The sequence below is a fragment of the Janthinobacterium aestuarii genome (assembly GCF_046113285.1).
Taxonomy (GTDB): domain Bacteria; phylum Pseudomonadota; class Gammaproteobacteria; order Burkholderiales; family Burkholderiaceae_D; genus Janthinobacterium.
The window spans coordinates 1342552-1367386 of the sequence record NZ_CP142524.1 but is presented as its reverse complement, the minus strand read 5'-3'; the positions used below and the strand labels follow the sequence as shown (position 1 = coordinate 1367386).

24 protein-coding genes and 2 tRNA genes are annotated in these 24835 nt (G+C 62.5%); 22 read left to right on the top strand and 4 right to left on the bottom strand.

The window, feature by feature from the left end; all coding sequences use genetic code 11:
• The first annotated feature begins 35 nt into the window (after nt 1-35).
• From OX462_RS06160 to OX462_RS06100, 13 genes are all read left to right on the top strand, one after another.
• The gene (locus tag OX462_RS06160) at nt 36-1304 is read left to right on the top strand and encodes a YeaH/YhbH family protein (protein WP_070289103.1); all 1269 of its coding nucleotides are present in this window, start codon (nt 36-38) and stop codon (nt 1302-1304) included.
• Nucleotides 1304-2905 (top strand): SpoVR family protein, encoded by a 1602-nt coding sequence (locus OX462_RS06155; protein ID WP_121671175.1) that lies wholly within the window; start codon nt 1304-1306, stop codon nt 2903-2905. Before OX462_RS06160 ends, OX462_RS06155 begins: the two co-directional genes overlap by 1 nt.
• Before the next feature lie 539 nt (nt 2906-3444).
• Nucleotides 3445-4101: an energy transducer TonB gene (locus OX462_RS06150; protein ID WP_034754161.1), complete on the top strand. Its 657-nt coding sequence runs from the start codon at nt 3445-3447 to the stop codon at nt 4099-4101.
• A gap of 86 nt (nt 4102-4187) precedes the next feature.
• Nucleotides 4188-5120 (top strand): MotA/TolQ/ExbB proton channel family protein, encoded by a 933-nt coding sequence (locus tag OX462_RS06145; protein WP_166448878.1) that lies wholly within the window; start codon nt 4188-4190, stop codon nt 5118-5120.
• 5 nt (nt 5121-5125) lie between these two features.
• Nucleotides 5126-5554 (top strand): ExbD/TolR family protein, encoded by a 429-nt coding sequence (locus tag OX462_RS06140; protein ID WP_034754165.1) that lies wholly within the window; start codon nt 5126-5128, stop codon nt 5552-5554.
• 105 nt (nt 5555-5659) lie between these two features.
• Nucleotides 5660-6091, top strand: a complete 432-nt coding sequence (locus OX462_RS06135) for an ExbD/TolR family protein (protein ID WP_176741207.1) — start codon at nt 5660-5662, stop codon at nt 6089-6091.
• 78 nt (nt 6092-6169) lie between these two features.
• Entirely contained in the window at nt 6170-7381 is a 1212-nt protein-coding gene (locus OX462_RS06130; protein WP_070289101.1) for a tetratricopeptide repeat protein, read from the top strand.
• 190 nt (nt 7382-7571) lie between these two features.
• Nucleotides 7572-8543 carry a bifunctional riboflavin kinase/FAD synthetase gene (locus OX462_RS06125; protein ID WP_230502563.1) on the top strand — a complete coding sequence of 324 codons (972 nt, stop codon included), beginning with the start codon at nt 7572-7574 and terminating at the stop codon, nt 8541-8543.
• A 67-nt stretch (nt 8544-8610) separates the two neighbouring features.
• Nucleotides 8611-11511 (top strand): isoleucine--tRNA ligase, encoded by a 2901-nt coding sequence (gene ileS, locus OX462_RS06120; protein WP_409028010.1) that lies wholly within the window; start codon nt 8611-8613, stop codon nt 11509-11511.
• 196 nt (nt 11512-11707) lie between these two features.
• Nucleotides 11708-12217, top strand: coding sequence for a signal peptidase II (gene lspA / locus OX462_RS06115; RefSeq protein WP_070224538.1), 510 nt, complete (start codon nt 11708-11710; stop codon nt 12215-12217).
• A 17-nt stretch (nt 12218-12234) separates the two neighbouring features.
• Nucleotides 12235-13455 (top strand): bifunctional phosphopantothenoylcysteine decarboxylase/phosphopantothenate--cysteine ligase CoaBC, encoded by a 1221-nt coding sequence (gene coaBC, locus OX462_RS06110; protein WP_409028009.1) that lies wholly within the window; start codon nt 12235-12237, stop codon nt 13453-13455.
• A 32-nt stretch (nt 13456-13487) separates the two neighbouring features.
• The gene (gene dut, locus OX462_RS06105) at nt 13488-13937 is read left to right on the top strand and encodes a dUTP diphosphatase (RefSeq protein ID WP_070289098.1); all 450 of its coding nucleotides are present in this window, start codon (nt 13488-13490) and stop codon (nt 13935-13937) included.
• Between the two features lie 12 nt (nt 13938-13949).
• Nucleotides 13950-15053: a M48 family metalloprotease gene (locus OX462_RS06100; protein WP_409028008.1), complete on the top strand. Its 1104-nt coding sequence runs from the start codon at nt 13950-13952 to the stop codon at nt 15051-15053.
• Between the two features lie 31 nt (nt 15054-15084).
• Here the strand turns inward: OX462_RS06100 and OX462_RS06095 are convergent, their stop codons facing one another.
• Nucleotides 15085-15225 carry a hypothetical protein gene (locus OX462_RS06095; RefSeq protein ID WP_162995759.1) on the bottom strand — a complete coding sequence of 47 codons (141 nt, stop codon included), beginning with the start codon at nt 15223-15225 and terminating at the stop codon, nt 15085-15087.
• 100 nt (nt 15226-15325) lie between these two features.
• Here OX462_RS06095 and OX462_RS06090 point away from each other — a divergent pair, with 100 nt between their 5' ends.
• From OX462_RS06090 to OX462_RS06070, 5 genes are all read left to right on the top strand, one after another.
• The gene (locus tag OX462_RS06090) at nt 15326-16333 is read left to right on the top strand and encodes an XdhC family protein (protein ID WP_409028007.1); all 1008 of its coding nucleotides are present in this window, start codon (nt 15326-15328) and stop codon (nt 16331-16333) included.
• Between the two features lie 66 nt (nt 16334-16399).
• Entirely contained in the window at nt 16400-17311 is a 912-nt protein-coding gene (locus OX462_RS06085; RefSeq protein ID WP_409028006.1) for a DNA-3-methyladenine glycosylase 2, read from the top strand.
• A gap of 57 nt (nt 17312-17368) precedes the next feature.
• Entirely contained in the window at nt 17369-17734 is a 366-nt protein-coding gene (locus tag OX462_RS06080; RefSeq protein ID WP_409028005.1) for a COG4315 family predicted lipoprotein, read from the top strand.
• Between the two features lie 21 nt (nt 17735-17755).
• Complete coding sequence (locus OX462_RS06075) at nt 17756-18277, top strand: RNA polymerase sigma factor (protein ID WP_409028004.1); 522 nt, start codon at nt 17756-17758, stop codon at nt 18275-18277.
• Nucleotides 18274-19071 (top strand): anti-sigma factor family protein, encoded by a 798-nt coding sequence (locus OX462_RS06070; protein WP_409028003.1) that lies wholly within the window; start codon nt 18274-18276, stop codon nt 19069-19071. Before OX462_RS06075 ends, OX462_RS06070 begins: the two co-directional genes overlap by 4 nt.
• Here the strand turns inward: OX462_RS06070 and OX462_RS06065 are convergent.
• A complete protein-coding gene (locus OX462_RS06065) occupies nt 19068-20294 on the bottom strand; it encodes an MFS transporter (protein WP_409028002.1) in 1227 nt (408 codons plus the stop codon). The genes OX462_RS06070 and OX462_RS06065 overlap by 4 nt on opposite strands.
• Before the next feature lie 110 nt (nt 20295-20404).
• On the opposite strand from OX462_RS06065, the gene OX462_RS06060 reads away from it, so the two are divergent.
• Entirely contained in the window at nt 20405-21205 is an 801-nt protein-coding gene (locus tag OX462_RS06060) for a helix-turn-helix transcriptional regulator (protein ID WP_409028001.1), read from the top strand.
• Between the two features lie 46 nt (nt 21206-21251).
• Here OX462_RS06060 and OX462_RS06055 read toward each other — a convergent pair.
• Together OX462_RS06055 and OX462_RS06050 are read right to left on the bottom strand one after the other, a co-directional pair.
• Nucleotides 21252-21328 (bottom strand) — tRNA-Met (locus OX462_RS06055).
• 141 nt (nt 21329-21469) lie between these two features.
• A tRNA-Met gene (locus OX462_RS06050) sits at nt 21470-21546 on the bottom strand.
• Between the two features lie 196 nt (nt 21547-21742).
• Between OX462_RS06050 and OX462_RS06045 the strand changes: the two genes are divergently transcribed.
• From OX462_RS06045 to OX462_RS06035, 3 genes are all read left to right on the top strand, one after another.
• Nucleotides 21743-22321, top strand: a complete 579-nt coding sequence (locus tag OX462_RS06045; RefSeq protein ID WP_034747557.1) for an NUDIX hydrolase — start codon at nt 21743-21745, stop codon at nt 22319-22321.
• 30 nt (nt 22322-22351) lie between these two features.
• Nucleotides 22352-23068, top strand: coding sequence for a leucyl/phenylalanyl-tRNA--protein transferase (gene aat / locus OX462_RS06040; RefSeq protein WP_409028000.1), 717 nt, complete (start codon nt 22352-22354; stop codon nt 23066-23068).
• Between the two features lie 84 nt (nt 23069-23152).
• Nucleotides 23153-23875, top strand: coding sequence for an arginyltransferase (locus OX462_RS06035; protein ID WP_070224525.1), 723 nt, complete (start codon nt 23153-23155; stop codon nt 23873-23875).
• Nucleotides 23876-24835: the final 960 nt, after the last annotated feature.

The following is a 24835-nucleotide window of genomic DNA, read 5'->3' as shown; positions in this document are numbered from 1 at the left end:
CGGGGCGCGCAAGACGAGAAGCAAGGAGGCACCCTTTGACATACCTTATCGACAGGCGCTTGCAAAGCAAGAATAAATCCGCCGTCAACCGCGAGCGTTTCCTGCGGCGTTACAAGGGCCAGATCAAGGATGCCGTGGGGCGCGCCATCAAGGGGCGCTCGATCACGGACGTCGAGAATGGCGAGAAGGTCAGCATCCCCGTCAAGGACGTGGGCGAACCGTCGTTTGGCCACGCGCATGGCGGCGTATGGGAAGTGGTCAATCCCGGCAACAAGGAATACCTGAAAGGCGACCAGATCGCCCGGCCGAAAGGCGGCGGTGGCGGCGGGCGGGGCAAGGCGGGCAATAGCGACGAGACGACGGAAGACGATTTCATCTTCGAATTGTCGCGCGAAGAATTCATGAATTATTTCTTCGAAGACCTGGAATTGCCGCACATGGTGAAAACCCAGCTGACGGCCACCACGGAATTCAAGAACCAGCGCGCCGGCTACAATATGTCGGGCACCCCATCGAACATCCACGTGCTGCGCTCCCTGCGCGGCGCGCTGGGCCGGCGCATCGCCGTCGGCGGCGGCGCCCGCAAGCAGCTGGCGCAGGCCGAGGAAGACCTGGCGGCCCTGCTGCACGAAGGCGCGCCCGACAGCGACCCGCTCGTCACGGAACTGCGCCGCCTGATCCACCACCTGCACACGCGCCTGCTGGCGATTCCCTTCATCGACCCGTTCGACCTGCGCTACAGCAACCGCATCAAGGTGCCCAAGCCGATGACGCAAGCCGTCATGTTCTGCATCATGGACGTCTCCGGCTCCATGGACGAATCGCGCAAGGACACGGCCAAGCGCTTCTTCATCCTGTTATATCTGTTCCTCAAGCGCGTCTACGACAAGATCGAGGTGGTCTTCATCCGCCACCATACGGCGGCGGCGGAGGTCGACGAGCATGAATTCTTCAATTCGCGCGAGTCCGGCGGCACCGTCGTGTCGTCCGCGCTGCACTTGCTCAACACCATCATCGACGAACGCTATGGCGCCGGGCAATGGAACAGCTATGTCGCGCAGGCGTCCGACGGCGACAACTGGGACAACGATTCCATGCTGTGCCGCCAGTTGCTGATCAATACCATCATGCCCAAGGTGCAGTACTACACCTATGTCGAGATCACCGACGGCCCGCAGCAAAACCTGTGGGAGCAATATGCGGGCGTGCTCGACCATCACGCCCATTTCGCCATGCAAAAGATCGTCACGCCGGCCGATATCTACCCGGTCTTCCGCGAACTGTTCAAGAAACAGGTGAAATGATGAGTGCAGCCTTTGACCGCGCCAGCAATACTCCGGGCGAACCGTTCGTGCGCCTGCGCCACCCGAACGCCCTGCCCGAGCAGTCGGAATGGACGTTCGAGCTGATCGAGCAAATCCACGAGGAAATCCGCCGCGTAGCGAAACAGTTTGGCCTCGACACCTATCCGAACCAGCTGGAAATCATTACGGCCGAACAGATGATGGATGCCTACACCTCGGTCGGCATGCCCGTCTCCTACAACCATTGGTCGTTCGGCAAGCATTTTCTTTCCACCGAGAAAAGCTACAAGCGGGGCCAGATGGGCCTGGCCTACGAGATCGTCATCAACTCCAATCCGTGCATCGCCTATTTAATGGAGGAAAACAGCCTGACCATGCAGTCGCTGGTGATCGCGCATGCGGCCTACGGCCATAACTCCTTCTTCAAGGGCAATTACCTGTTCCGTGCCTGGACGGATGCGGACGCCATCATCGACTATATGGTGTTTGCCAAGAATTACATCGCCGAATGCGAACAGCGCCATGGCGTCGATGCCGTGGAATTGCTGCTCGACTCGTGCCACGCCATCCAGAACTATGGCGTGGACCGCTACAAGCGCCCGGCGAAACTGTCGATGGCGAAGGAATATGCGCGCCAGAAAGAGCGCGAAGCCTATGTGCAGTCGCAGATCAACCAGCTGTGGCGCACCCTGCCCCGGCGCGACGAGGACGACGACGAGGACGACCAGCGCAAGGCCGCTCCCCGCTTTCCGCCCGAACCCGAGGAAAACCTGCTGTACTTTATCGAGAAGTACGCGCCGCTGCTGGAACCGTGGCAGCGCGAGATGGTGCGCATCGTGCGCAAGATTTCCCAGTATTTCTATCCGCAGCGGCAAACCCAGGTCATGAACGAAGGCTGGGCCACCTTCTGGCATTACACGATATTGAACCAGCTCTACGACGAAGGCGTGGTGGGCGACGGCTTCATGATGGAATTTCTGAAAAGCCATACCAACGTGGTCTACCAGCCGCCCATCGACAGCCCGTATTACAGCGGCATCAACCCGTATGCGCTGGGTTTTGCCATGATGAGCGACATCCGCCGCATCTGCGAGCATCCGACGGACGAAGACCGCGCATGGTTCCCCGACATGGCCGGCAGCGACTGGCGCAAGAGCCTGGACTTTGCCATGCGCAATTTCAAGGATGAAAGCTTCATCGCCCAGTATTTGTCGCCGCGGCTGATCCGCGAATTCCACTTCTTTGCCGTCCTCGACGACGACAAGAATGAAAAGCTGGCCATTTCCGCCATCCACGACGATGCCGGCTACCGCTACGTGCGCCAGCAGCTGGCCGAACAGTACAACCTGGGCAACCGCGAGCCGAACATCCAGGTCTGGTCCGTCAATACGCGCGACGACCGCGCATTGACCTTGCGCCACACGCAGTTCCAGCGCCGCCCGCTGAACCAGCAGGCGGCCGAGGTGCTCAAGCACGTGGCGCGGCTGTGGGGCTTTGATGTCCACCTCGATACGGTCGACCCGCAGGGCGTCGTCCTGGGCACCTTGAATTGCCGGCGGGAAAAACGCAACCGGCGCGACGACCCTGCCGTCCGGCCATGAAATGATTTATTGATAATAATCAATGGCAAGAATATAAGCGTTTCCTATGCCTACATAGGAATTCCGTATGGCCTGGCGGCGTCAAAAGGGCTGCCGGGACCGCCTTTTTTGACCTGGATAAAGTCCCTTCCGCACCCGTTTGGTGCGCGCGTGCCGCTAAGTGGTCTGGTTCCGAGCTAAAACATTTCCAAAAGGAAAGATTTTCCTCCAAATTTAGCGGTTTCCATATTGAATATCACGAAATATAATTCCGCCAGATGGGCACATCGGAGAACTTAGCAGTGGTAGCCCAAAACGGCTGTAAAAAACCGATAAGACCGCCTTTTTTTATGTCCGAAAGCGTGCAAAGATGACATAAGCAAGTACGTTTTCAGGGCGCAAAAGCGCCAAAAATTTAACCGGTTTTAGGCGTTAAAAATCTGTGTAAAATAAAGAATTCGTATGTATAATTCGGCGACGTCCCGGATACGGCTGGAGCTTTGTGTCGTCATTTTGGGGTTCAGTTGCAAGACAAGAGATGGTATTTGGAGAAAGCAGGCATGAATTTTTCGAACGAGAAAAGTCCCAAGAACTACACAGGCATCACTATCGTTGTCCTGCTGCACGTTCTCGCGGCTTACGGGATCGTGACGGGCTTGGGCAAGCGGTTGGTCACCAAAATGATGGAACCGGTTGAAACCAAGATTATCGAGGAAGTCAAACCGCCTCCACCGAAGGATCTTCCACCGCCACCACCGCCGCCAGAAATGAAAGCGCCACCGCCGCCATTCATTCCGCCAGTCGAGGTGAACGTGCAGCAGCCGCCACCACAGCAGAACGTGATTGCAAATACGACTGCCGTGAAGCCAGCCACGAATGTATTGGCACCGCCAGCACCGCCTGCACAGCCTGCGCCAACTCCTGGACCAGCCAAATCGGTGCGTACGCCGGCCGTGGTTGACTTCAGTGTCTGCGAAAAGCCGGCTTATCCAAAGTCGTCGCAGCGCAATGAGGAAACCGGTGTGGTGACACTGTCGTTCCTGATCGGTGTAGACGGCAAGGTCGCTGATTCGAAGATCGTGAAGTCCAGCGGCTTCAGAGACCTGGACAAAGCCGCAGTGCAAGGTATTAGCCGCTGTACATTTAAGCCGGCAACAGTTGACGGCAAGCCGGAACAAGGCTGGCAGCAAATGCAATACGTTTGGTCGCTGGATTAAAACCCGAGGCAGTTATCCCCTGTCTCACACTATGATTTCGTTGTCATTACGTTCAGCGATCTGTTATTTTTAATTTTGGAGGAAGCATGTTTAAGAATACCCGTTTGTCCGCATTTTTTGCCGCGGTTCTGTTGTCCGTTACCGCTACTACCGCTCTGGTAGCAGCTCCGGCATTCGCTGACGCGCCAGCATCGGCTGCCGCTTCGGCTCCAGCGGCAGACGCTGCAGCAGCACCAGCACCAGCTGCTGACGCAGCCGCTCCAGCAGCAGACGCAGCAGCTCCAGCCGCTGACGCAGCAGCTCCAGCCAAAACCGAAGAAGTCCACAACCCGTTCGGCCTGCAAGCAGTGTGGGACGGCGGCTTCGTGCCACGCGCCACCCTGATCATCCTGGCCATCATGTCGATCGGCAGCTGGTACATCATCATCACCAAGCTGATGGATCAAATGAAGATCTTCAAGCAAGCGAAAGAAACCGCTGCCAAATTCTGGAAAGCTCCTTCGATCGCTGCTGGTTCGGCAACCCTGACCGAAGGCTCGCCATTCCGCTTCATCGCTGAATCGGGCACCAAGGCAACGGCTCACCATGACGGCGCCCTGCTGGAACAAATCGACCTGTCGACCTGGGTGACGATGTCGATCCAGCGCGCTTCGGACAAAGTCCAGTCGCGTCTGCAAGATGGCCTGTCGTTCCTGGCAACCGTTGGTTCGACCGCACCGTTTATCGGTCTGTTCGGTACCGTTTGGGGTATTTATGGCGCGCTGACCAACATCGGCATGACCGGTAACGCGTCGATCGATAAAGTTGCAGGTCCAGTTGGTGAAGCACTGATCATGACCGCTTTCGGTCTGCTGGTCGCCGTTCCTGCCGTTCTGGGTTACAACTGGCTGGTGCGTCGTAACAAAACCGCAATGGAAGACGTACGCTCGTTCAGCGCCGACGTTCACTCGGTACTGATCTCCGGCGCAATGTCGACCAGCGAAGCTGGCCGTGCTGCCGGCGCTAAAAAGATCGGATAAGAATCATGTCGATGTCCGTCGGCTCCGACAGCGGAGATGAAGATCAAGTAATGTCAGAAATCAACACGACGCCGCTCGTCGACATCATGTTGGTTTTGCTGATCATTTTCTTGATCACCAGTCCGGTTGTCCTCAAATTGCAGAAAATCGATCTGCCGATCGAGGCCAACCAAGCCCTTCAAAGCAAGCCAGAAAACGTCAACATCGTTGTCAACAAGGATGGCGAGATTTATCTGGGCCAGAAGAAACTGAAAGATACGAGCGAACTGTTCGATTATCTGAAAGTTGAAGCAGTGAAAGTACCGCAGCCGGAAGTACACGTTCGTGGCGACCAAGAAACACGCTACGAATCGATCGGCCGGGTTATTTACACGACCCAACGTGCCGGGATCCAGAAGGTCGGCTTCATCACCGAACCACCTGACAAGGGCTGATAGCGACTGGCAGCGGCGTCCCGGCAACACGGGGACGCCACTGCCGGAAGCTGACCGGGCGGCAGTTTCGCCCGGTGCTTCGTTGGACTTCTTAAAGGAAACACTATGAGTATGAATGTCGGTTCGGGAAGCGCTCCAGGCGCGGATCCGGAACCAATGATGGAACTGAACATGACGCCCCTCATCGACGTGATGCTGGTGCTGATTATCATGTTGATCATCACGATTCCTAAGCAAAACCACTCGGTGAACTTGAACATGCCGGTCGGCACCCCGCCGCCACCGACAACCGAACCAGTGGTCGTCACGATCGATGTCGATTTTGACGGTACGATCTTGTGGGACAATCAGGTCGTTCCTGACCGCGCTTCGCTGGAAGCCAAGCTGAGCAACGTTGCTGCGCAAGCAGACCAGCCGGAAGTGCATCTGCGTCCGAACAAGCTGGTGGAATACAAAGTCGTCGCCGGTGTGATGGCGTCGGCGCAGCGTCTGGGCGTGACCAAAATCGGTCTGGTCGGCAACGAGCAATTCCAGTAAGCTGCAGCAATCAGGTTCTCTTTACATCCGAATAGGCAGGACTTCCTGCCTATTCGCTTTTTACTGAAAGACTTTCTTATGTCCAAGTTTCGTCTCGCTCATCTCGGCCTCGTCATGGCCGCTATCGGTTTTACCGCAGCAACTCCCGTAATCGGCCTGGGCTCGCTGGCATACGCCGCGGACACCGTGCGTGCCGAAGTGGGCAAGCCACTGCAAGAAGCGCAAAAACTCGCTAGCAGCGGCAAAAACAAGGAAGCGCTGGCCAAGCTGCGCGAAGCTGACAGCGTCGGCGGCAAGACCGCCTTTGAAAGCTACCAGATCGAGCGCGTGCGCGCCTCGGCCGCTGCCGCCGCCGGCGACAACGGCACCGCCATCAAGGCTTTCGAAGCCGTCATCAATTCCGGCCGCCTGAGCGCCGCCGAAGCCCCCAAATTCACGCAAGCGCTGGCAGGCATGTACTACCGCGCCAAGGACTGGCCGAACACCATCACCTGGATCAAACGTTCGCTGAAAGACCGCGAAGATCCACAGATGCGCGAACTGCTGATCCAGACCTACTACGTCAGCGGCAACTACGCCGAAGCGGCGAAAGAGCTGCAAGCGCGCGGCGGCAACTCGGAATCGAGCCTGCAAATGCTGGCCAACATCCAGTTGAAGCAGAACGACAAGGCCGGCTACGTGGCCACCCTGGAAAAACTGGCCGGCAGCTATCCGAAGACCAGCTACTGGGCCGACCTGCTGAACCGCGTTTCCGGCAAGCCTGGCTTCTCGCAACGCCTGGGCCTGGACGTCCAGCGTCTGCGCCTGGCCAACGGCCTGTTCACCAAGCCGTCCGAATACATGGAAATCAGCCAGTTGGCCTTGCAAGCAGGCAATCCTGGCGAAGCGCTGAGCATCATCGAACAGGGCTACAAAAAAGGCGTGCTGGGCACCGGCGCCGATGCCGCCCGTCACCAGCGCCTGAAAGACCTGGCCCTGAAGACCCAGGCTGACCTGAAGGCCAACGCCGCCAAGTCGGAAGCGGAATACGTCAAGAACAAGGACGCCGACAGCTTGAGCAAGCTGGGCTTCGCCCTGGTCTATGACGGCCAGGCAGAAAAAGGCCTGGGCCTGATGAATGACGCCGTGAAACTGGGCACCGCCAAGTATCCGGAAGAAGCCAAGCTGCACCTGGGCATCGCCTACATCCACGCCGGCAAGAAAGCCAACGCATCGACGGCACTCAAAGCCGTCAAGGGCACGGATGGCGCGGCTGACCTGGCCCGCTACTGGGCATTGATGAATAAATAAGATAATATCCCCAGGATATTGTCGGGCAGCTAGTCGAGTGCCCTCCACCAAAAGCGTTGCCGGCACCCTTGCCGGCAACGCTTTTTATCATTTCAGCAGGGAAATTACCCCTGCGGCCGCCCTGCCGGGTGTGCATCCCTGAAACAGTCCGTATAATCCCCCTTTTGGCACAGTTTTTCATCAGATTCCTATGAAGGTATTCCGCGGACTTCCCAATGCCCAGGCACGAGCGCCTTGCGCTCTGACCATCGGCAATTTTGACGGTGTCCACATCGGCCATCAGGCCTTGCTGGCGCGCGTGCGCGAAGCTGCCACCGAACTCGGCATCGAAGCGGCCGTGATGACGTTCGAACCGCACCCGCGCGAATTCTTCGCGCAGCGCGCGGGCGACCTGTCGAAGGCGCCGCAGCGCATCGCCAACCTGCGCGACAAGCTGCAGTCGCTGGACGACGCCGGCATCGACCGGGTCGTCGTCGAGCACTTCAGCGCCCAGTTCGCCGCCTTGACGCCGCAGGAATTCACGGAAAAAGTCCTCGTCGACGGCTTGCACGTGAAATGGCTGATGGTCGGCGACGACTTCTGCTATGGCGCCCGGCGCGCCGGCGACGTCGCCATGCTGCAGGAAGCGGGCCGCCAATATGGTTTCCACGTAGAAACTTTACCGACGGTGATGAATGGCAGCACGCGCATCTCCTCGTCGGCCGTGCGCCTGGCCCTGGCCGCCGGTGATTTCCCGCTGGCCACGCAGCTGCTGGGCCATCCGTACGCCATTTCCGGCCACGTCATCCACGGCCAGAAGCTGGGCCGCACCCTCGGTTTTCCCACCCTGAACCTGCGCGTGGCGCACCGCCCCGCCCTGTCCGGCATCTTCATCGTGCAAGTGCACGGCCTGGGACCAGTACCGCTGCCGGCCGTGGCCAGCCTGGGCGTGCGTCCCACCGTCGACGACAGCGGCCGCGTCTTGCTGGAAGTGCATCTGTTCGATTTCGCCCAGTCCTGCTACGGCAAGCTGGTACGCGTGGAGTTTTTGGAAAAGCTGCGCGACGAAGAAAAGTATGACGACTTGCCCACCCTGACGGCCGCCATCGAGCGCGACTCGAACCAGGCGCGCGCCTATTTTGAGCAGCGCAGCGGCGCCATTACCGCCACCGACCGAATTTGACGCCGGCCAACTCCGTCGCCTGGCGGCACCTGCCGCCGCAAACCATTCAATATCATTAAAGAAGACTATGTCCGATCAAAACAAGCCAGCCACGCCCAAGCAGAACAAGAAGCCTGAAAGCAAATACCCGGTCAACATGACGGAAACCCCATTCCCGATGCGCGGCGACATGGCCAAGCGCGAGCCGCAATGGGTACAGCAATGGCAAGACAAGAAGATTTATGAGCGCGTGCGCAAGGCTGCCGCCGGCCGTCCGAAATTCATCCTGCATGACGGCCCGCCGTACGCGAATGGCGACATTCACCTGGGCCACGCCGTCAACAAGATCCTGAAGGACATGGTCGTCAAGTCGCGCTCGCTGGCCGGCTTCGACGCGCCGTATGTACCGGGCTGGGATTGCCACGGCATGCCGATCGAGATCCAGATCGAAAAATTGCACGGCAAGAACCTGCCGACGGCTGAAGTGCTGGAAAAGGCACGCGCCTACGCCAACGTGCAGGTCGAGCGCCAGAAGAAGGATTTCATTCGCCTGGGCGTGCTGGGCGAGTGGGACAACCCCTACCTGACCATGGCGCACGGCAATGAAGCCGACGAATTGCGCGCGCTGGGCAAGCTGCTGGAAAAAGGCTATGTCTACCGCGGCCTGAAACCGGTCAACTGGTGCTTCGACTGCCAGTCGGCGCTGGCCGAAGCGGAAGTGGAATACGCGGAAAAACGCGATCCCGCCATCGACGTCGGGTTCAAGTTCGCCGAGCCGGAAAAACTGGCGGCCGCCTTTGGCCTGCCGTCCCTGCCGACCGATAACGGCTTCATCGTCATCTGGACCACCACCCCGTGGACCATCCCGTCGAACCAGGCGCTCAACGTGCACCCGGAAGTCAAATATTCGCTGGTGAAGACCGAGCGCGATGGCCAGCCATTGCTGCTGATCCTGGCGCAAGACCTGGTCGTCGCCAGCCTGGCGCGCTTCAAGCTCGAAGGCACGACGATCGCCACCTGCGACGGCGCGGCCCTGGCCGGCATCAGCTTCCGCCACCCGCTGCACGCGAGCGACGCGTTCTACGACCGTTTGTCGCCCTTGTACCTGGCCGAATACGTGACCACGGAAAGCGGCACGGGCGTGGTGCACTCGGCGCCAGCCTACGGCCTGGACGACTTTATCTCGTGCAAGGCACACGGCATGAAGGACGACGACATCATCAAGCCCGTCATGGGCGATGGCAAGTTCGCCTCGACCCTGCCCCTGTTCGGCGGCATGACCATCTGGGAAGCGTCTATGCCGATCTGCAACGCCTTGCGCGAAGCGGGCGCGCTGTTCGAAGTCAAGATGTTCGACCACAGCTACATGCACTGCTGGCGCCATAAGACGCCGATCATCTACCGCGCCACGTCGCAGTGGTTCGCCGGCATGGACGTGACGCCGAAAGACGGCGGCGCGACCCTGCGCGAAACGGCTTTGCAAGGCATCGCCGACACCGAATTCTTCCCGGACTGGGGCCAGGCGCGCCTGCACGGCATGATCGCCAACCGTCCCGACTGGACCCTGTCGCGCCAGCGCCAGTGGGGCGTGCCGATGGCCTTCATCGTGCACAAGGAAACGGGCGACCTGCATCCGCGCACGCCGGAACTGCTGGAGCAAGTGGCCAAGCTGATCGAAAAAGACGGCATCGAGGCATGGCAGGCGCTGGACCTGAAAGACCTGATCGGCGACGAAGCGGCCATCTACGCCAAGAACAAGGATACCCTGGACGTATGGTTCGATTCCGGCGCCACGCACCAGACGGTGCTGGGCGGCCCGCAAGGCCACGGTTCGCACTCGACGCAGCTGCAATTCCCGGCCGACCTGTACCTGGAAGGCTCGGACCAGCATCGCGGCTGGTTCCACTCGTCGCTGCTGGTGTCGTCGATGCTGAACGGCCGCCCGCCGTACAAGGCCCTGCTGACGCACGGCTTCACGGTCGATGGCGAAGGCAAGAAGATGTCCAAGTCGCTGGGCAACACGCTGGCGCCGCAAAAGATCTCGGACACCCTGGGCGCGGACATCCTGCGCCTGTGGATCGCTTCGACCGACTACACGGGCGAGCTGTCGATCTCCGATGAAATCCTCAAACGCGTGACGGAATCGTACCGCCGCATCCGCAACACCCTGCGCTTCCTGCTGGCGAACACCTCGGACTTCAATCCGGCCACGGACGCCGTGCCGGTGGCGGAGATGTTCGAAATCGACCGCTATGCGCTGGCCAACATGGCATCGCTGCAGCAGCAGATCGAGAACAACTATGCGCGCTACGAGTTCCACCCCGTCGTGTCGAAGCTGCAGACGTACTGCTCGGAAGACCTGGGCGGCTTCTACCTGGACATCCTGAAGGACCGTCTGTACACCTCGGGCCTGACGTCGCACGCGCGCCGTTCGGCGCAGACGGCCCTGTGGCACATCACGCAAAGCCTGCTGCGCCTGATGGCCCCGGCCCTGTCGTTCACGGCCGAAGAAGCGTGGGCCGTCTTCGCCGGCGCGGATGCTTATGCCGCCAGCGATGAAACCATCTTCACGCAAACCTGGTGGCAGCTGCCGGAAGTGTCGGACGCGGCCGACCTGCTGGAGAAATACACGGCCCTGCGCGCCGTGCGCACGGACGTCACCAAACAGCTGGAAGACTTGCGCACCTCGGGCGCCATCGGCTCCTCGCTGCAGGCGGAACTGACGATCAAGGCCGCGCCGATGAAGTACAAGCTGTTGACCACCCTGGGCGACGACCTGAAATTCGTCTTCATCACCTCGCAGGCCAGCGTGGCCGAAGTAGCAGACGAAGCGGCCGAGGAAGTGGTCGTGGCAGCGTCGACGGCGCCGAAATGCGAGCGCTGCTGGCACTACCGTGCGGACGTAGGCACGGACGCCGCGCATGCTACCCTGTGTGGCCGCTGCGTCAGCAACCTGTTTGGCGCGGGCGAGAAACGCCGCTTCGCCTAAACAACGTCGTCAAAATCTACTGCGCGTCGCGATTTGCGGCCTGCGATGCTCGCTGTACTAAAGTACAGCTGCGCGTCTCGGGCCAACGGGGGCGCCGAGCCTCGCTGCCGCTCGCTACGATTTTGCCCGTCGTTGTATGCTATGAGTCCAACCGCCGCCTGCTGCCAGGCGGCGGCTTTATCTTCCCTGGAAAAATATGGCCACTAAAAACCGTTTTTCATCGAAATCGTCCTCCTCGGCGTCGCTCGTGCCCTGGCTGGGCATCGCCGCCATCGTCATCCTGTTCGACCAGATCACCAAGATCACGATCCTGAAGACCTTCCGCTACGCGCAAGAGATGGTCATCACCTCGTATTTCAACCTGGTGCTCGCGTATAACAAGGGCGCCGCGTTCAGCTTCCTGTCCGACCAGGGCGGCTGGCAGCGCTATTTCTTCACCGGCATCGCCCTGGCGGCCGCCATCTACATCATCTATCTGCTGAAAAAGCACGCCGGCCAGCGCATGTTCTGCTGGGCCCTGGCGCTGATCCTCGGCGGCGCGCTGGGCAACGCCATCGACCGCCTGGTGTACGGTCACGTGGTCGATTTCCTCGACTTCCACTGGAAAAGCTGGGGCCATTTCCCCGCTTTCAATATCGCCGACAGCGCCATCTGCATCGGCGCGGCCCTGTTCATCATCGATGAACTGCGCCGTGTAAACAAATAAACACGCGGGAGAACGGCATGGAATTGTCCGGCAAAAAAATCGTCCTGGGACTTTCGGGCGGCGTCGCCTGCTACAAGGCGGCGGAACTGTGCCGCGCGCTGACGAAGGCCGGCGCCTCGGTGCAGGTGGTCATGACGGATGCCGCCAGCCACTTCATCACGGCCGTGACCATGCAGGCGCTGTCCGGCCACCCCGTGCACACGAGCCAATGGGATGCCCGCATAGCCAACAACATGGCGCATATCGATTTGACGCGCCATGCGGACGCCATCCTGATCGCGCCGTGCTCGGCCGATTTTCTGCGTAAACTCGCCCATGGCGTGTGCGACGACCTGCTGTCGACCCTGTGCCTGGCCCGTCCCGCCCACCTGCCCTTGCTCGTGGCGCCGGCCATGAACGTGGAAATGTGGCAAAACCCCGCCACGCAGCGCAATGTGCAGCAGCTGCGCGACGACGGCATCACCCTGTTCGGCCCGGCCGCCGGCGAACAGGCGTGCGGCGAAGTTGGCCTGGGCCGCATGCTGGAGCCGGAACAGCTCTTGACGGAGCTGATCGCCGCCTTCCAGCCGAAAGTCCTGGCGGGCAAGCGCGTGCTGGTCACGGCCGGCCCCACGTTTGAAGCCATCGACCCCGTGCGCGGCATCACCAATCTGTCCTCGGGCAAGATGGGCTATGCGGTGGCGCGCGCGGCGCGCGAAGCGGGCGCCGAGGTGCTGCTCATTTCCGGCCCGACGGCCCTGGACGCGCCATTCGGCGTGCGCCGCATCGACGTGCAAAGCGCGCAGCAGATGCATGATGCGGTACTGGCCCACGTCGACGGCCAGCATGTCTTCGTCGCCGTGGCCGCTGTGGCAGACTGGCGCGTGGCCAACGCCAGCGACCAGAAGATGAAAAAGCAGGCCGACGGCTCCGTGCCCGAACTGCAGTTCGTGCAAAATCCCGACATCCTGGCCACCGTGGCGGCGCGCACCAACCTGGCCGGCTATCCGTACTGCGTGGGCTTTGCCGCCGAATCGGAAAACCTCGTGGAATTCGGCTCGGTCAAGCGCGAGAAAAAAGGCATTCCCCTGCTGGTCGGCAATATCGGCCAGAACACGTTTGGCCAGGACGACAACACCATCATCCTGTTCGACGAGGAAGGCCATACCGTGCTGCCGCGCGCCTCGAAACTGAACCTGGCGCGCCAGCTGATTTCGGAAATCTCGAAGCGGATCGCCAGGAATTCGCTGCTCAAATAATCTTTTTTATACGCTTTAGCTCATTTAGATTCATGAAAAATATCGACATCAAGATCCTCGACGCCCGCATGCAAGAACTGCTGCCGGCCTACGCCACCCCGGGCAGCGCGGGACTCGACCTGCGCGCCTGCATAGCCGAATCCATCACCATCGAAGCGGGTCAGACGGTGCTCATTCCGACCGGCCTGGCCATCCACATCGGCGACCCCTCGTATGCGGCCATGATTTTGCCACGCAGCGGCATGGGCCACAAAAACGGCATCGTATTGGGGAATCTGGTAGGCTTGATCGACTCCGATTACCAGGGCCAGCTGATGGTATCGACCTGGAACCGGGGCCAGAGCGCTTTCACGCTCAATCCCATGGAACGCCTGGCGCAACTGATTATCGTGCCGGTGCTGCAAGTGGGCTTTAACGTCGTCGAGGAATTCGGCGACAGCGAACGCGGTGTTGGCGGTTTTGGCAGCACCGGCAAACATTAAGGATTGACACTTATGCCAGGTTTCCGCCATCTGATCCCAGCCCCAACCTCGCTGCGCCGACTGGCCACTCCCCTCCTGTTGGCCGGCGCGGCCATTCTGGCCGGCTGCACCACGCCGGCGACGAATGTCAGCGGCCCGTTCAACGTCGTGCCGGCGCCCGATGCGTCCGCGCCGACGGCGCAGCAACGGGCGGCGCAGGAAGAACTGGTGAAGATGGTGGCGCTGCAGGACCGTCTGTCGAAAGTGTCGGCGCCCCTGCTGATCAATAATGCGGACCTGTGCAAGACGTATGCGCGCAACCTGCTGGGCTTCACGGCGCAGAACAAGTATTCCTACCCCGGCATCTATGCCGACGCGGCGCAGGCGGCCCTCGGCTACGGCGAGCAGATGCAGGTGTCCAGCGTCTTGCCGGGCAGTGGCGCCGCGCGCGCCGGCTTGCGCAAGGGCGACGGCTTGCTGGCCGCCGAAGGCAAGCCGCTGCCGGCCGGCCCGAAAGCGGAAGGCCCGTTCGGCGCCATCGTCGGCCCGCTGGCCTCGAAAAGCGCGAGCCTGAACATGACCATCGCCCGCGACGGCCAGCAGCAAGACCTCAAAATTCCCGTCACGCGCGCCTGCGCCTTCCGCGTCGCCCTGGGCAATGCGGACAATATCAACGCATATTCGGACGGCGCACGCATCATGCTCACGCGCGGCATGGTCAATGCGGCGCAAAACGATGAAGGCATCGCCTTCGTCATCGCCCGCGAAATGGCGCACAACATCCTCGACCACGCGCGCAGCCAGCGCACGGCGGGTACGGCCGGCAGCATCATCGACAGCCTGGGCGCCGTGCAGCCCGACGTATCGATGCTGACGGGCGCTGCCGGCATCAAGGCCATGCCGCAGGAACTCGACGTGCAAGCCGACACCCTGGCCATCTATCTGCTGGCGCGCGCCGGCTACAATGTCGACAACGCGGCCCGCTTCTGGCAGCGCCTGGCCACGCAAGTGCCGGCCACGGTCGCCAACGGCTACACGGCCCTGCACCCGGGCACCAACTCGCGCATGGCGGCGATCAACCGCGCCGTCACTGACGTGCGCGCCAAGCAGGCGGCGAAGAAACCGCTCAAGCCTTAAACGCCAAAGGCGCCTGATGCAGCAGGTTTGCTCAGGCGCCGGGGAAGTTCGGGAAGTAGGTGCCCATGACCCAGGTCAGAGCGCCGCAAAATACCACCGCCAGGAACAGGGCGATGAGCAGTTTGCCAAACTTGGGGATGCCGTCATCTTGCGTCTTTTGGTCGTTCGACATGAAAACTCTCCGCAGGCTGTTGGAGAGCGTAGTATAGCCACAATATTGAAGAATATTCCATACTTTGCCGCAAACATACGGCTTGTAACTCCCGCGCCCCATGGACAGCATCGACCTCGAAGTTCTGAAAACCAGCGCCGCCTGGCTCGCCGCCGGGCACCGCTGCGAACTCGTCACCGTCATCAAGACCTGGGGCTCCAGCCCCCGCCCCGTGGGCGCCACCCTGGCCATCTGCGACGATGGCACGGTGGTCGGCTCCGTCTCCGGCGGCTGCATCGAGGATGACCTGATCGACACCGTGCGCGTGCACGGCATCGTGCGCACCTTGCCGGAAATCGTCAGCTACGGCATCAGCGCCGACGAGGCGCACCGCTTCGGCCTGCCCTGCGGCGGCACCATCGAACTGGCCATCGAGCCGCTGCACGCGGACAGCAAGGTGGCCGAACTGCTGGCACGCCTGGAAGCGCATGAACTCGTCGAGCGCCGCCTCGACCTGCGCAGCGGCGCCGTCACCCTGCAGCGCGCCACGCCGGGCGCCGTGCTGGCCCTGGAAGACGCGGTGCTCACCACGCAGCACGGCCCGCGCTGGCGATTGCTGATCATCGGCGCCAGCCAGCTGTCGCGCTTCGTGGCGCAGATCGCCACGGCCATGGATTACCACGTCATCGTCTGCGACCCGCGCGAGGAATACCGGGGCGGCTGGAACGTACCGGGCGTGCCTCTGCTGCACGCCATGCCCGACGACCTCGTGCTGGAATTAAAACTCGACAGCCGCAGCGCCGTCGTCGCCCTCACGCACGACCCCAAGCTCGACGACCTGGCCCTGATGGAAGCATTGAAATCTCCTGCGTTTTACGTGGGCGCCATCGGCTCGCGCGCCAACAATGCCAAGCGCCGCGAACGGCTGCTGCAGTTCGACGTCAGCGCCGAGCAGCTGGCGCGCCTGCATGGCCCCATCGGCCTGTACATCGGCAGCAAGACGCCGGCCGAAATCGCCATTTCCATCCTGGCCGAACTGACGGCCGTGAAAAATGGCGTGCCCGACGCGCTGCAGATCCAGCACGCGGCGGCCCTGAGCCCGCCCACCACCGATATCTGCGCCCGCTAAGGACCGCAGCAAGAAACGCGGTGCGCCGGCGGCGCGCCCCTGCTACCTTCACTGATTTTGGCCACCATGACCCTGCTGCACTGGACCCTCCCCCTGCCCGCCGGCTACCGCCGCGACGACGTCATCGCCTTTCACAGCCGCGATACGGAAGGCGTGGCCGAACAGGTCACCGCGACGGGCCTGCGCAAGGGCATCCTGCTGCACGGCGTGCCCGTCGTGCTGGACGTGGCGTTCGCGGACGCCGCGGCCGTCTGCCGCGCCGAGATCGACGGCAGCGCCAGCGACGCTCTGCACACGGCGCTGCATGGCGCCCTGCTCAACATCCTCGGCCTGCGCATCGACCCGCAGCCGTTCGCGCAGCTGGCCGCCGCCGATCCGCTGCTGGCGCCGTTGATCCGGCTTAACCCGGGCTTGCGCATCGTGCAATCGGCCAGCCCGTTCGAGGCGCTGACCTGGGCCATCATCGGCCAGCAGATCAATCTGCCGTTCGCCATTTCCCTGCGCCGCACGTTTATTCTGCAGGCGGGGCGCCGGCATGGCAGCGGCTTGTGGTGCTACCCGGAGGCGCGCGACGTGGCGCGGCTGGACATCGAGGATTTGACCAGCCGCAAATTCTCGCGCGCCAAGGCGGAAACCGTGCTGCGCCTGGCGCATCTCGTCGATGACGGGGAACTGTCGCTGGAGCTGCCGCCCTCCGGCGACGTAGCGGCCATTTCGCAGGCGCTGCTGGCCGTGAAGGGCATCGGCCCGTGGACCGTCAATTACGCGCTGCTGCGCGGCTACGGCTATGCCGACTGTTCGCTGCATGGCGACGTGGCGATCCGCGCCGCCCTGCAAAAGCTGCTCGGCGAAGAAACGAAACCGGACATGGCGCGCACGGAACAGTGGCTGCGCCAGTACGCGCCGCACCGCACCATGGCGGCCGCCCACCTGTGGGCCAGCCTGCATGCGAAAAATAATCCGTCAGCGGTGGAATAAACGGGCCGCGCCGCGCGTCTATCCCTTGCAAGCCCCCAAAACATCAAGGAGATCATCATGCGCTTTACTGCTATCGCCACCCTCGCCGCCCTGTTGTCCGCCCCCCTCGCCTTCGCCGCCGACGTCATGCCCGCCAACGGCATGCTGGTCAATGCCAGCGGCATGACCGTGTATGTGTTCGACAAGGATGTCGCCGACAGCGGCAAGAGCGCCTGCAGCGGCGGCTGCCTGGTCGCCTGGCCCGCCGTCATCGCCACCGACGCGGCGCCCGCCGCCCCGTATGGCAGCATCAAGCGCGAAGACAACGGCGCCATGCAGCTGACCTACAAGGGCAAGCCCCTGTACCTGTACAAGGAAGACAAGAAGCCTGGCGACGTGGCCGGCGACAATTTCAAGAACGTGTGGCACGTCGTCAAGCCGTAAGCCCCCCTGCCCGCCGCCACGATGACCACGCAAGAGGATAGCCGTCAGCTGCAAGCGTGCCTGCCCGGCCTGCGCCGCTATGCGCGCGCGCTGGCGGGCGCCCTGCACGCGGACGACCTGGTGCAGGACACCGTGGAGCGGGCGTGGCGCAAGCTGGACCAGCGCGTCGGCGAGATGCGGCCCTGGCTCTTCTCCATCATGCATAACCTGCACGTGGACCAGCTGCGCCGTCCCGGCCTGGCGCTGCAGGAGCTCGACGACGATACCGTGCTGCCCGCGCCGGAGCGCGCGCCCGGGCAAGCCATCGCCATCGGCGAGATGGATGCGGCGCTGGCCCGTTTGCCGCTGGGGCAGCGCGAAGTGATCCTGCTCGTCGCGCTCGAACAGATGCCGTACGAGCAGGTGGCGGCCACCCTCGACATCCCCGTCGGCACCGTGATGTCGCGTTTGTCGCGCGGGCGCGACAAGCTGCGCACCCTGCTCGACGGCCGCCCTGCCGGCAGCCAGGGCAGCGGCCCACCCACCCTGAAAGTCGTGAAATGACAACGCAAGCCATCAGCGAAGCGCAATTGCACGCCCTGGCCGACGGCGTCCTGCCCGAAGACCAGCGCGCGGCCGTCGACGCCCACCTGCGCGCGCATCCCGGAGACGCCGCCAGGGTCGAAGCGTGGGGCGAGCAGAACCGGCAATTGCGCGCCCTGTTCGATCCCGTGCTGGACGACGCTGTGCCCCCGGCGCTGCTGCAGGCGGCGGTCCCGCCGGCGGCGAACGGTGCCTGGCAGCGCCCCGCCATGCAGGCGGCAGCGGCCATCGTGCTGGTGCTCGCTGGCGGCGCGGGCGGCTGGCTGCTGCGCGGCGATGGCGGCGATGGCGGTGACATGCGGAGCGCCAGCGCCAGCCCCATCTCCCTGGCGCGCAGCGCCGCCATCGCCCATGCCGTCTACACGCCCGAAGTGCGCCACCCCGTCGAGGTGGGCGCGGAACAGGAGGCGCACCTGGTGCAATGGCTGTCGAAACGCCTGGGCAGCAAATTGCAGCCGCCTGCGCTGTCGCCGCTCGGCTACCACCTGATCGGCGGGCGTTTGCTGCCCGGCGATGGCGACGGCCCCGTGGCACAATTCATGTATGAAGATGGCAAAGGCCAGCGCCTGACCCTGTACGTGGCAAAAGAACGGGCCGGCAAGCAGGAAACGGCCTTCCGCTACACGCAGGAAAAGGACTTGAGCGTGTTTTACTGGATCGACGGCCAGCTCGGCTATGCCCTCTCGGCGAGCCTGCCCAAACAGGAGCTGGGCAAGATCGCCGACGCCGTGTACGCGCAGCTGGAAAGTCACTAAACAGACTCTTCCATTTTCCGGAATTCTGCAATCCATTTCACGCCGCACCATTGCAGCAGCAACGCTGCGGTGGCGACCAGGGCGGCGCCGGCCGCCAGCAGCCACACGGGCCAGTCCAGCAAAAGCAGTACCCCGCCTGCTGCGGCGCCGATGGCGCTGCCCAGGTACAGCGCCGATTCGTTGAGGGCGATGGCCAGGTTGCCGTCGCCCTGCCGCGCGCGCACGGCCAGCAACTGCTGGTTCTGCGGCACTTGCAGGGCCCAGCCAGCCGCGCCCCACAGCACGATAGGCGCCAGCATCAGCCACGCCGACCAGCCGGCCGCCAGCGGCAGCGCGCACAAGGCCAGTGCCAGCAGCAGCAAGATGAGCCTAGTCAGTCTCGGCGCCGCCACCTTGTCCGCCCATGGTCCCACCAATACGCTGCCCGCGATGCCGCCCACGCCCCACGCCCACAGGAAGGGCGTGGTGGAAATTTCCGCGCCGTGCGCGGACCACGCCAGCAGCGGCGCGATAAACGTGTACATGCCCAGGCTGGCGATGGCCGCCAGCAGCGACACGAGCAGAATGGCCAGCACCTGCCCATCGGCCAGCAAGGCCAGCTTGCGGCGCAGCGACATGGCCGGAGCCACCGGCAGCGCGGGCAGCTTCCACAGCAAGCCCGCCAGCGCCAGCGCACCGAGTATGGCGACCAGCCACAGGGCCGCCGTCCAGCCCAGCTGCTGCGCCAGCAGCAAGCTCAATGGCACGCCCAGCACCGTGCCGCCCGCCATGCCGCCCATGATCGCGCCGATGGCCTTGCCACGCTGCCGCGGCACCGACACGCCCGCCGCCGCCGCGATGCCCAGCGCCAGGTAGACGCCGGCGCCGATGCCGGCCATGGCCCGCCAGGCCAGCAGACTGGAAAATCCTGCTGCCAGCGCGCTGGCCCCGTTCGCCAGCACGAACACGCCCAAGGCGAGTAACAGGCCGGAGCGTTGCGCGCGCGCCGGCAGCAAGGCCACGGCCAGGGGCGAGCCGAGGCCATAGGCCAGGGTGAACGCCGTCACCAGCTGAGCGGCCATCGCCAGGGACACGGAAAAGGCGCCGACGATCATCGGCATCAGGCCTGCCGTCACATACGACGCCATGCCCAGCGCGAACGCGCCCACGGCGATCAGGTAGACGGTGACAGGCAGCGCGGAGTCGGCAGGCACTGCGGCACGGGAGGAAGAATAGTCAGACATGGGCACGCTTTCGGGAAGAAATCAGGCATTTTGGAATACAATATAAACAATTACAATTTAACTGTTTATGCTATTACTGGCAGCAACAGGCTCACCGGAAAACCCCCACCATGCGCACTTTGGCCCGCACCCGCCACGAACTGGCCGCCTACCTGCAGGCGCGCCGCGCGCGGCTGTCGCCCGAGGACGTAGGCTTGCCTGGCGGCGGGCGGCGCAGGACGCCGGGCTTGCGCCGCGAAGAAGTGGCGGCGCTGGCCGGCGTGGGGCTGACCTGGTACACCTGGCTGGAGCAGGGGCGCGACATCGGCGTCTCGAGCGCCTTTCTCGACAAGCTGGCCGAAGTGCTGAAACTGGACGCAGGCGAGCGCCGCCACCTGTTCCTGCTGGCGCATGCGCGTCCGCCAGCCGAAGAGGGCAAGACGTTTTGCGTGGTGCCGCCGCCCGTGCGCCGCCTGATGCACGAGTTGGCGCATCCCGCGTATGTGCTCAACCTGCGCTGGGACGTGCTGGCGTTCAATGCGGACGCGGACGCCCTGTTCGGCTTCGGCGCGCATGTGCCGGCGCGCCGCAACCTGCTATGGTTGCTGTTTACCGACCCGCTGCTGCGCTCGCGCTTCATGGCCTGGGAAGAACAGGCGCCGCTGATGCTGTCGAGCTTTCGCCGCGACTATGCGCGCGCCACGCAGGAAGCGGATATCCACGCGCTGGTGGAGGAACTGGAAAAAGTTTCGCCGGAATTCAAGCTATGGTGGCGCCGCCATGACGTGCATGCGCCGTGCGCCGGCGTGCGCCAGCTGGACGTCGGCGGCGAGCAGGTCGCGTATGAACACACTTCGCTGACCATCGATGCGGACCGCCACTTGCGGCTGATCGTGTATGCGCGCCAGCTGGCAGAAGACCTCGCGCCGTAAACGAAAAAACCGCTGGCCCTCTTGCGAGGAACCAGCGGCTTCGAATTGGTTGCGGGGACAGGATTTGAACCTGTGACCTTCGGGTTATGAGCCCGACGAGCTGCCAGACTGCTCCACCCCGCACTCGAATTATATACCAGATTGTTGCGCGGCGTAAAGGCGTGAATTGACAATGTCATGCCTGCCCCGTCCACCGGAGCGTGTCCGTGACCAGCAATGGAAAAAGCCGCTGATCTTTTGCAAGAATCAGCGGCTTTCCGGTATTGGTTGCGGGGACAGGATTTGAACCTGTGACCTTCGGGTTATGAGCCCGACGAGCTGCCAGACTGCTCCACCCCGCACTCGAATTATAAGGGCAAACGGGTGGCTTAGGCAATAGCTATCTCAACTTCGACTGCAATAGAGCTATTAAATTAAAATACATTAAAAAAGGTCAGCCAATTACCAGGTGGCATTGTGTCTGCCCGTCACGCCACAGAGCGCGCAATCGGTGTACAGTAAGCGTTACACTAGTCACCCATTTTCCGAAGCCAGCCCATGAAATTCTGCTCCGAATGCGCCCACCCTGTCAGCCTGTCCATTCCGGAAGGCGACAACCGTCCCCGCTATGTGTGCGCCAACTGCGACGCCATCCATTACCAGAACCCGAAAATGGTGGTCGGCTCGATTCCCGTCTGGGAAGAAGATGGCCAGTTGCAGGTCTTGCTGTGCAAGCGCGCCATCGAGCCGCGCCTCGGCTACTGGACCCTGCCGGCCGGCTTCATGGAAAACGACGAAACGACGTCCGACGCGGCCGAGCGCGAAACGGTGGAGGAAGCGGGCGCGAATATCGAACTGGGTCCCCTGTTTTCGCTGCTCAACGTGCAGCGCGTGCACCAGGTGCACCTGTTCTACCTGGCGCGCCTGCGCGACCTCGATTTCGCGCCCGGCATCGAAAGTCTGGACGTGCAGCTGTTTACGGAAGCGCAAATTCCGTGGGACGACCTGGCCTTCCCCACCATCCGCGCCACATTGGAACTGTTCTTTGCCGACCGCGTGAAAATCCGCGAAGGGGGCAGCTATGGTGTGCATACGGGCGACATCACGCGCCCGATGGCGCGCGCGGATGCCGAGTAAGCCCCCACCACCCGCCATTTTTGACGCCGCATGATTCCCTGGCTCGACATCCACACCCCGTTCCCCGACGTCTCGCGCGCCCTGACCGACGAAGCGCCCGGCCTGCTGGCAGCCGGCGCCGACCTGTCGCCCGCGCGCCTGCTCGACGCCTACAAGCACGGCATCTTCCCCTGGTTTTCCGAGGGCCAGCCCATCCTGTGGTGGAGCACCGATCCGCGCATGGTGCTGATGACGGCGGACTTCAAGGTCTCCGACAGCCTGGCCAAGGCCATCCGCAAGGTCGAGCGCAGCGCTGCCACGGACGGGCGCTGGCAGCTGCGCTTCGACGGCGATTTCGACGCCGTCATGCGCGCCTGCGCGGCGCCGCGCAAGGATGGCCCGGGCACCTGGATTTCCGACGAGATCATCGCCGGCTACACGGGCTTGCACAAGCTGGGCTACGCCCACTCGTCCGAGCTGTGGCTGGACGGCGAACTGGTGGGCGGCGCGTATGGCGTGTCGATCGGACGCATGTTCTATGGCGAATCGATGTTCGCCCGCGTCTCGGATGGATCGAAGATCGCGCTGGCCCACCTCGTGCGCTTTTTGCAGGCCCGCGGCGTGACCATGATTGACTGCCAGCAAGAAACGAAACACCTGGCCTCGCTGGGCGCGGCGCCCATTTCGCGCGCCCGCTTCCTGGCCCATGTGAGGAGCGCCATTGAAGCAGCGCAAATCACCGATTGGCATGCTGCGCCACCGGCGTAAAAAAGCTATGATATCTCCAGGCACACCGCCAGGCACACCGCCAGGCACATTTCCATTGCTGCGGACAGACCAGACAGGATCAGCATGACGCACCTGAACGAACTACCGTTTGCCACCCTGCAGTTCTACACGACGGCACCGTATCCGTGCAGTTACCTGGACGACCGCCAGGCCCGCTCGCAGGTGGCCACGCCTTCGCACCTGATCAACAGCGACGTGTATTCGGAACTGGTGCGCAACGGCTTTCGCCGTAGCGGCATTTTCACCTACCGCCCGTATTGCGACGGCTGCCAGGCCTGCATCCCCGTGCGCGTGGTGACGCAATCGTTCACGCCCAACCGCAACCAGCGCCGCGCCTGGAACCGCCACGCCAACCTGCAGGCGGGCGTGGCCACTTTGTCCTTCCTCGACGAGCACTACGAACTGTATCTGCGCTACCAGAGCACGCGCCACGCGGGCGGCGGCATGGACCAGGACAGCCGCGACCAGTACGCGCAATTTTTGCTGCAAAGCCGGGTCAACACGCGCCTGGTGGAATTCCGCGAGCCTGACGGCACCCTGCGCATGGTCAGCATCATCGACGTGCTGGCCGATGGCCTGTCGTCCGTCTACACGTTTTTCGATCCCGACGTGCCGGGCGCCTCGTACGGCACCTACAACGTGCTATGGCAAATCGCCCAGGCGCGCGAACTGAACCTGCCTTACATCTACCTGGGCTACTGGATAGAACAAAGCCCGAAGATGGCGTATAAAATCAACTTCAAGCCGCTGGAAGCGCGGATCAAGGGACAGTGGGTGATCATGTAAGGTAGGTCGGATTAGCGCGCAAGCGCGTAATCCGACGCTGCAAAGCCAACAATAGTGTCGGATTACGCTGCGCTAATCCGACCTACCGGCGAACAATCGCGAGGGTCTGGCCCCTGCACTTCAGCTTACTTGCTTCTTACTTGCTCTTGTCCGGAAACGCCGGACGTGCAGGCCGCACGGGCGGGTTCTTCGCCAGCGCTGGAAGCGCGCGTCAAGGGACAGTGGGTGATCATGTAAGGTAGGTCGGATTAGCGCGCAAGCGCGTAATCCGACGCTGCAAAGCCAACAATGGTGTCGGATTACGCTGCGCTAATCCGACCTACCGGCGAACAATCGCGAGGGTCTGGCCCCTGCACTTCAGCTTACTTGCTTTTATCCGGAAACGCCGGACGCGCAGGCCGCACGGGCGGGTTTTTCGCCAGCCGCTGGAAGCGCGCGTCAAGGGACAGTGGGCGATCATGTAAGGTAGGTCGGATTAGCGCGCAAGTGCGTAATCCGACGCTGCAAAGCCAACAATGGTGTCGGATTACGCTGCGCTAATCCGACCTACCAGCGAACAATCGCGAGAGTCTGACCCCTGCACTTCAGCTTACTTGCTCTTGTCCGGAAACGCCGGACGCGCAGGCCGCACGGGCGGGTTCTTCGCCAGCCGCTGGAAGCGCGGATCAAGGGACAGTGGGTGATCATGTAAGGTAGGTCGGATTAGCGCGCAAGCGCGTAATCCGACGCTGCAAAGCCAACAATGGTGTCGGATTACGCTGCGCTAATCCGACCTACCAGCGAACAATCGCGAGGGTCTGACCCATGCACTTCAGGCTTCTTACTTGCTTTTATCCGGAAACGCCGGACGCGCAGGCCGCACGGGCGGGTTCTTCGCCAGCGCTGGAAGCGCGTCAAGGGACAGCGGGCGATCATGTAAGGTAGGTCGGATTAGCGCGCAAGCGCGTAATCCGACGCTGC

Coding starts and splice junctions, on each gene's coding strand:
- OX462_RS06045 (WP_034747557.1), top strand. CDS start 21,743: ATGAAATTCTGCTCCGAATGCGCCCACCCTGTCAGCCTGTCCATTCCG.
- OX462_RS06130 (WP_070289101.1), top strand. CDS start 6,170: ATGTCCAAGTTTCGTCTCGCTCATCTCGGCCTCGTCATGGCCGCTATC.
- OX462_RS06145 (WP_166448878.1), top strand. CDS start 4,188: ATGTTTAAGAATACCCGTTTGTCCGCATTTTTTGCCGCGGTTCTGTTG.
- OX462_RS06065 (WP_409028002.1), bottom strand. CDS start 20,294: ATGTCTGACTATTCTTCCTCCCGTGCCGCAGTGCCTGCCGACTCCGCG.
- OX462_RS06080 (WP_409028005.1), top strand. CDS start 17,369: ATGCGCTTTACTGCTATCGCCACCCTCGCCGCCCTGTTGTCCGCCCCC.
- OX462_RS06060 (WP_409028001.1), top strand. CDS start 20,405: ATGCGCACTTTGGCCCGCACCCGCCACGAACTGGCCGCCTACCTGCAG.
- OX462_RS06090 (WP_409028007.1), top strand. CDS start 15,326: ATGGACAGCATCGACCTCGAAGTTCTGAAAACCAGCGCCGCCTGGCTC.
- OX462_RS06070 (WP_409028003.1), top strand. CDS start 18,274: ATGACAACGCAAGCCATCAGCGAAGCGCAATTGCACGCCCTGGCCGAC.
- OX462_RS06125 (WP_230502563.1), top strand. CDS start 7,572: ATGAAGGTATTCCGCGGACTTCCCAATGCCCAGGCACGAGCGCCTTGC.
- OX462_RS06150 (WP_034754161.1), top strand. CDS start 3,445: ATGAATTTTTCGAACGAGAAAAGTCCCAAGAACTACACAGGCATCACT.
- OX462_RS06095 (WP_162995759.1), bottom strand. CDS start 15,225: ATGTCGAACGACCAAAAGACGCAAGATGACGGCATCCCCAAGTTTGGC.
- OX462_RS06100 (WP_409028008.1), top strand. CDS start 13,950: ATGCCAGGTTTCCGCCATCTGATCCCAGCCCCAACCTCGCTGCGCCGA.
- lspA (WP_070224538.1), top strand. CDS start 11,708: ATGGCCACTAAAAACCGTTTTTCATCGAAATCGTCCTCCTCGGCGTCG.
- OX462_RS06085 (WP_409028006.1), top strand. CDS start 16,400: ATGACCCTGCTGCACTGGACCCTCCCCCTGCCCGCCGGCTACCGCCGC.
- OX462_RS06140 (WP_034754165.1), top strand. CDS start 5,126: ATGTCGATGTCCGTCGGCTCCGACAGCGGAGATGAAGATCAAGTAATG.
- OX462_RS06135 (WP_176741207.1), top strand. CDS start 5,660: ATGAGTATGAATGTCGGTTCGGGAAGCGCTCCAGGCGCGGATCCGGAA.
- ileS (WP_409028010.1), top strand. CDS start 8,611: ATGTCCGATCAAAACAAGCCAGCCACGCCCAAGCAGAACAAGAAGCCT.
- OX462_RS06035 (WP_070224525.1), top strand. CDS start 23,153: ATGACGCACCTGAACGAACTACCGTTTGCCACCCTGCAGTTCTACACG.
- OX462_RS06075 (WP_409028004.1), top strand. CDS start 17,756: ATGACCACGCAAGAGGATAGCCGTCAGCTGCAAGCGTGCCTGCCCGGC.
- OX462_RS06155 (WP_121671175.1), top strand. CDS start 1,304: ATGAGTGCAGCCTTTGACCGCGCCAGCAATACTCCGGGCGAACCGTTC.
- aat (WP_409028000.1), top strand. CDS start 22,352: ATGATTCCCTGGCTCGACATCCACACCCCGTTCCCCGACGTCTCGCGC.
- coaBC (WP_409028009.1), top strand. CDS start 12,235: ATGGAATTGTCCGGCAAAAAAATCGTCCTGGGACTTTCGGGCGGCGTC.
- dut (WP_070289098.1), top strand. CDS start 13,488: ATGAAAAATATCGACATCAAGATCCTCGACGCCCGCATGCAAGAACTG.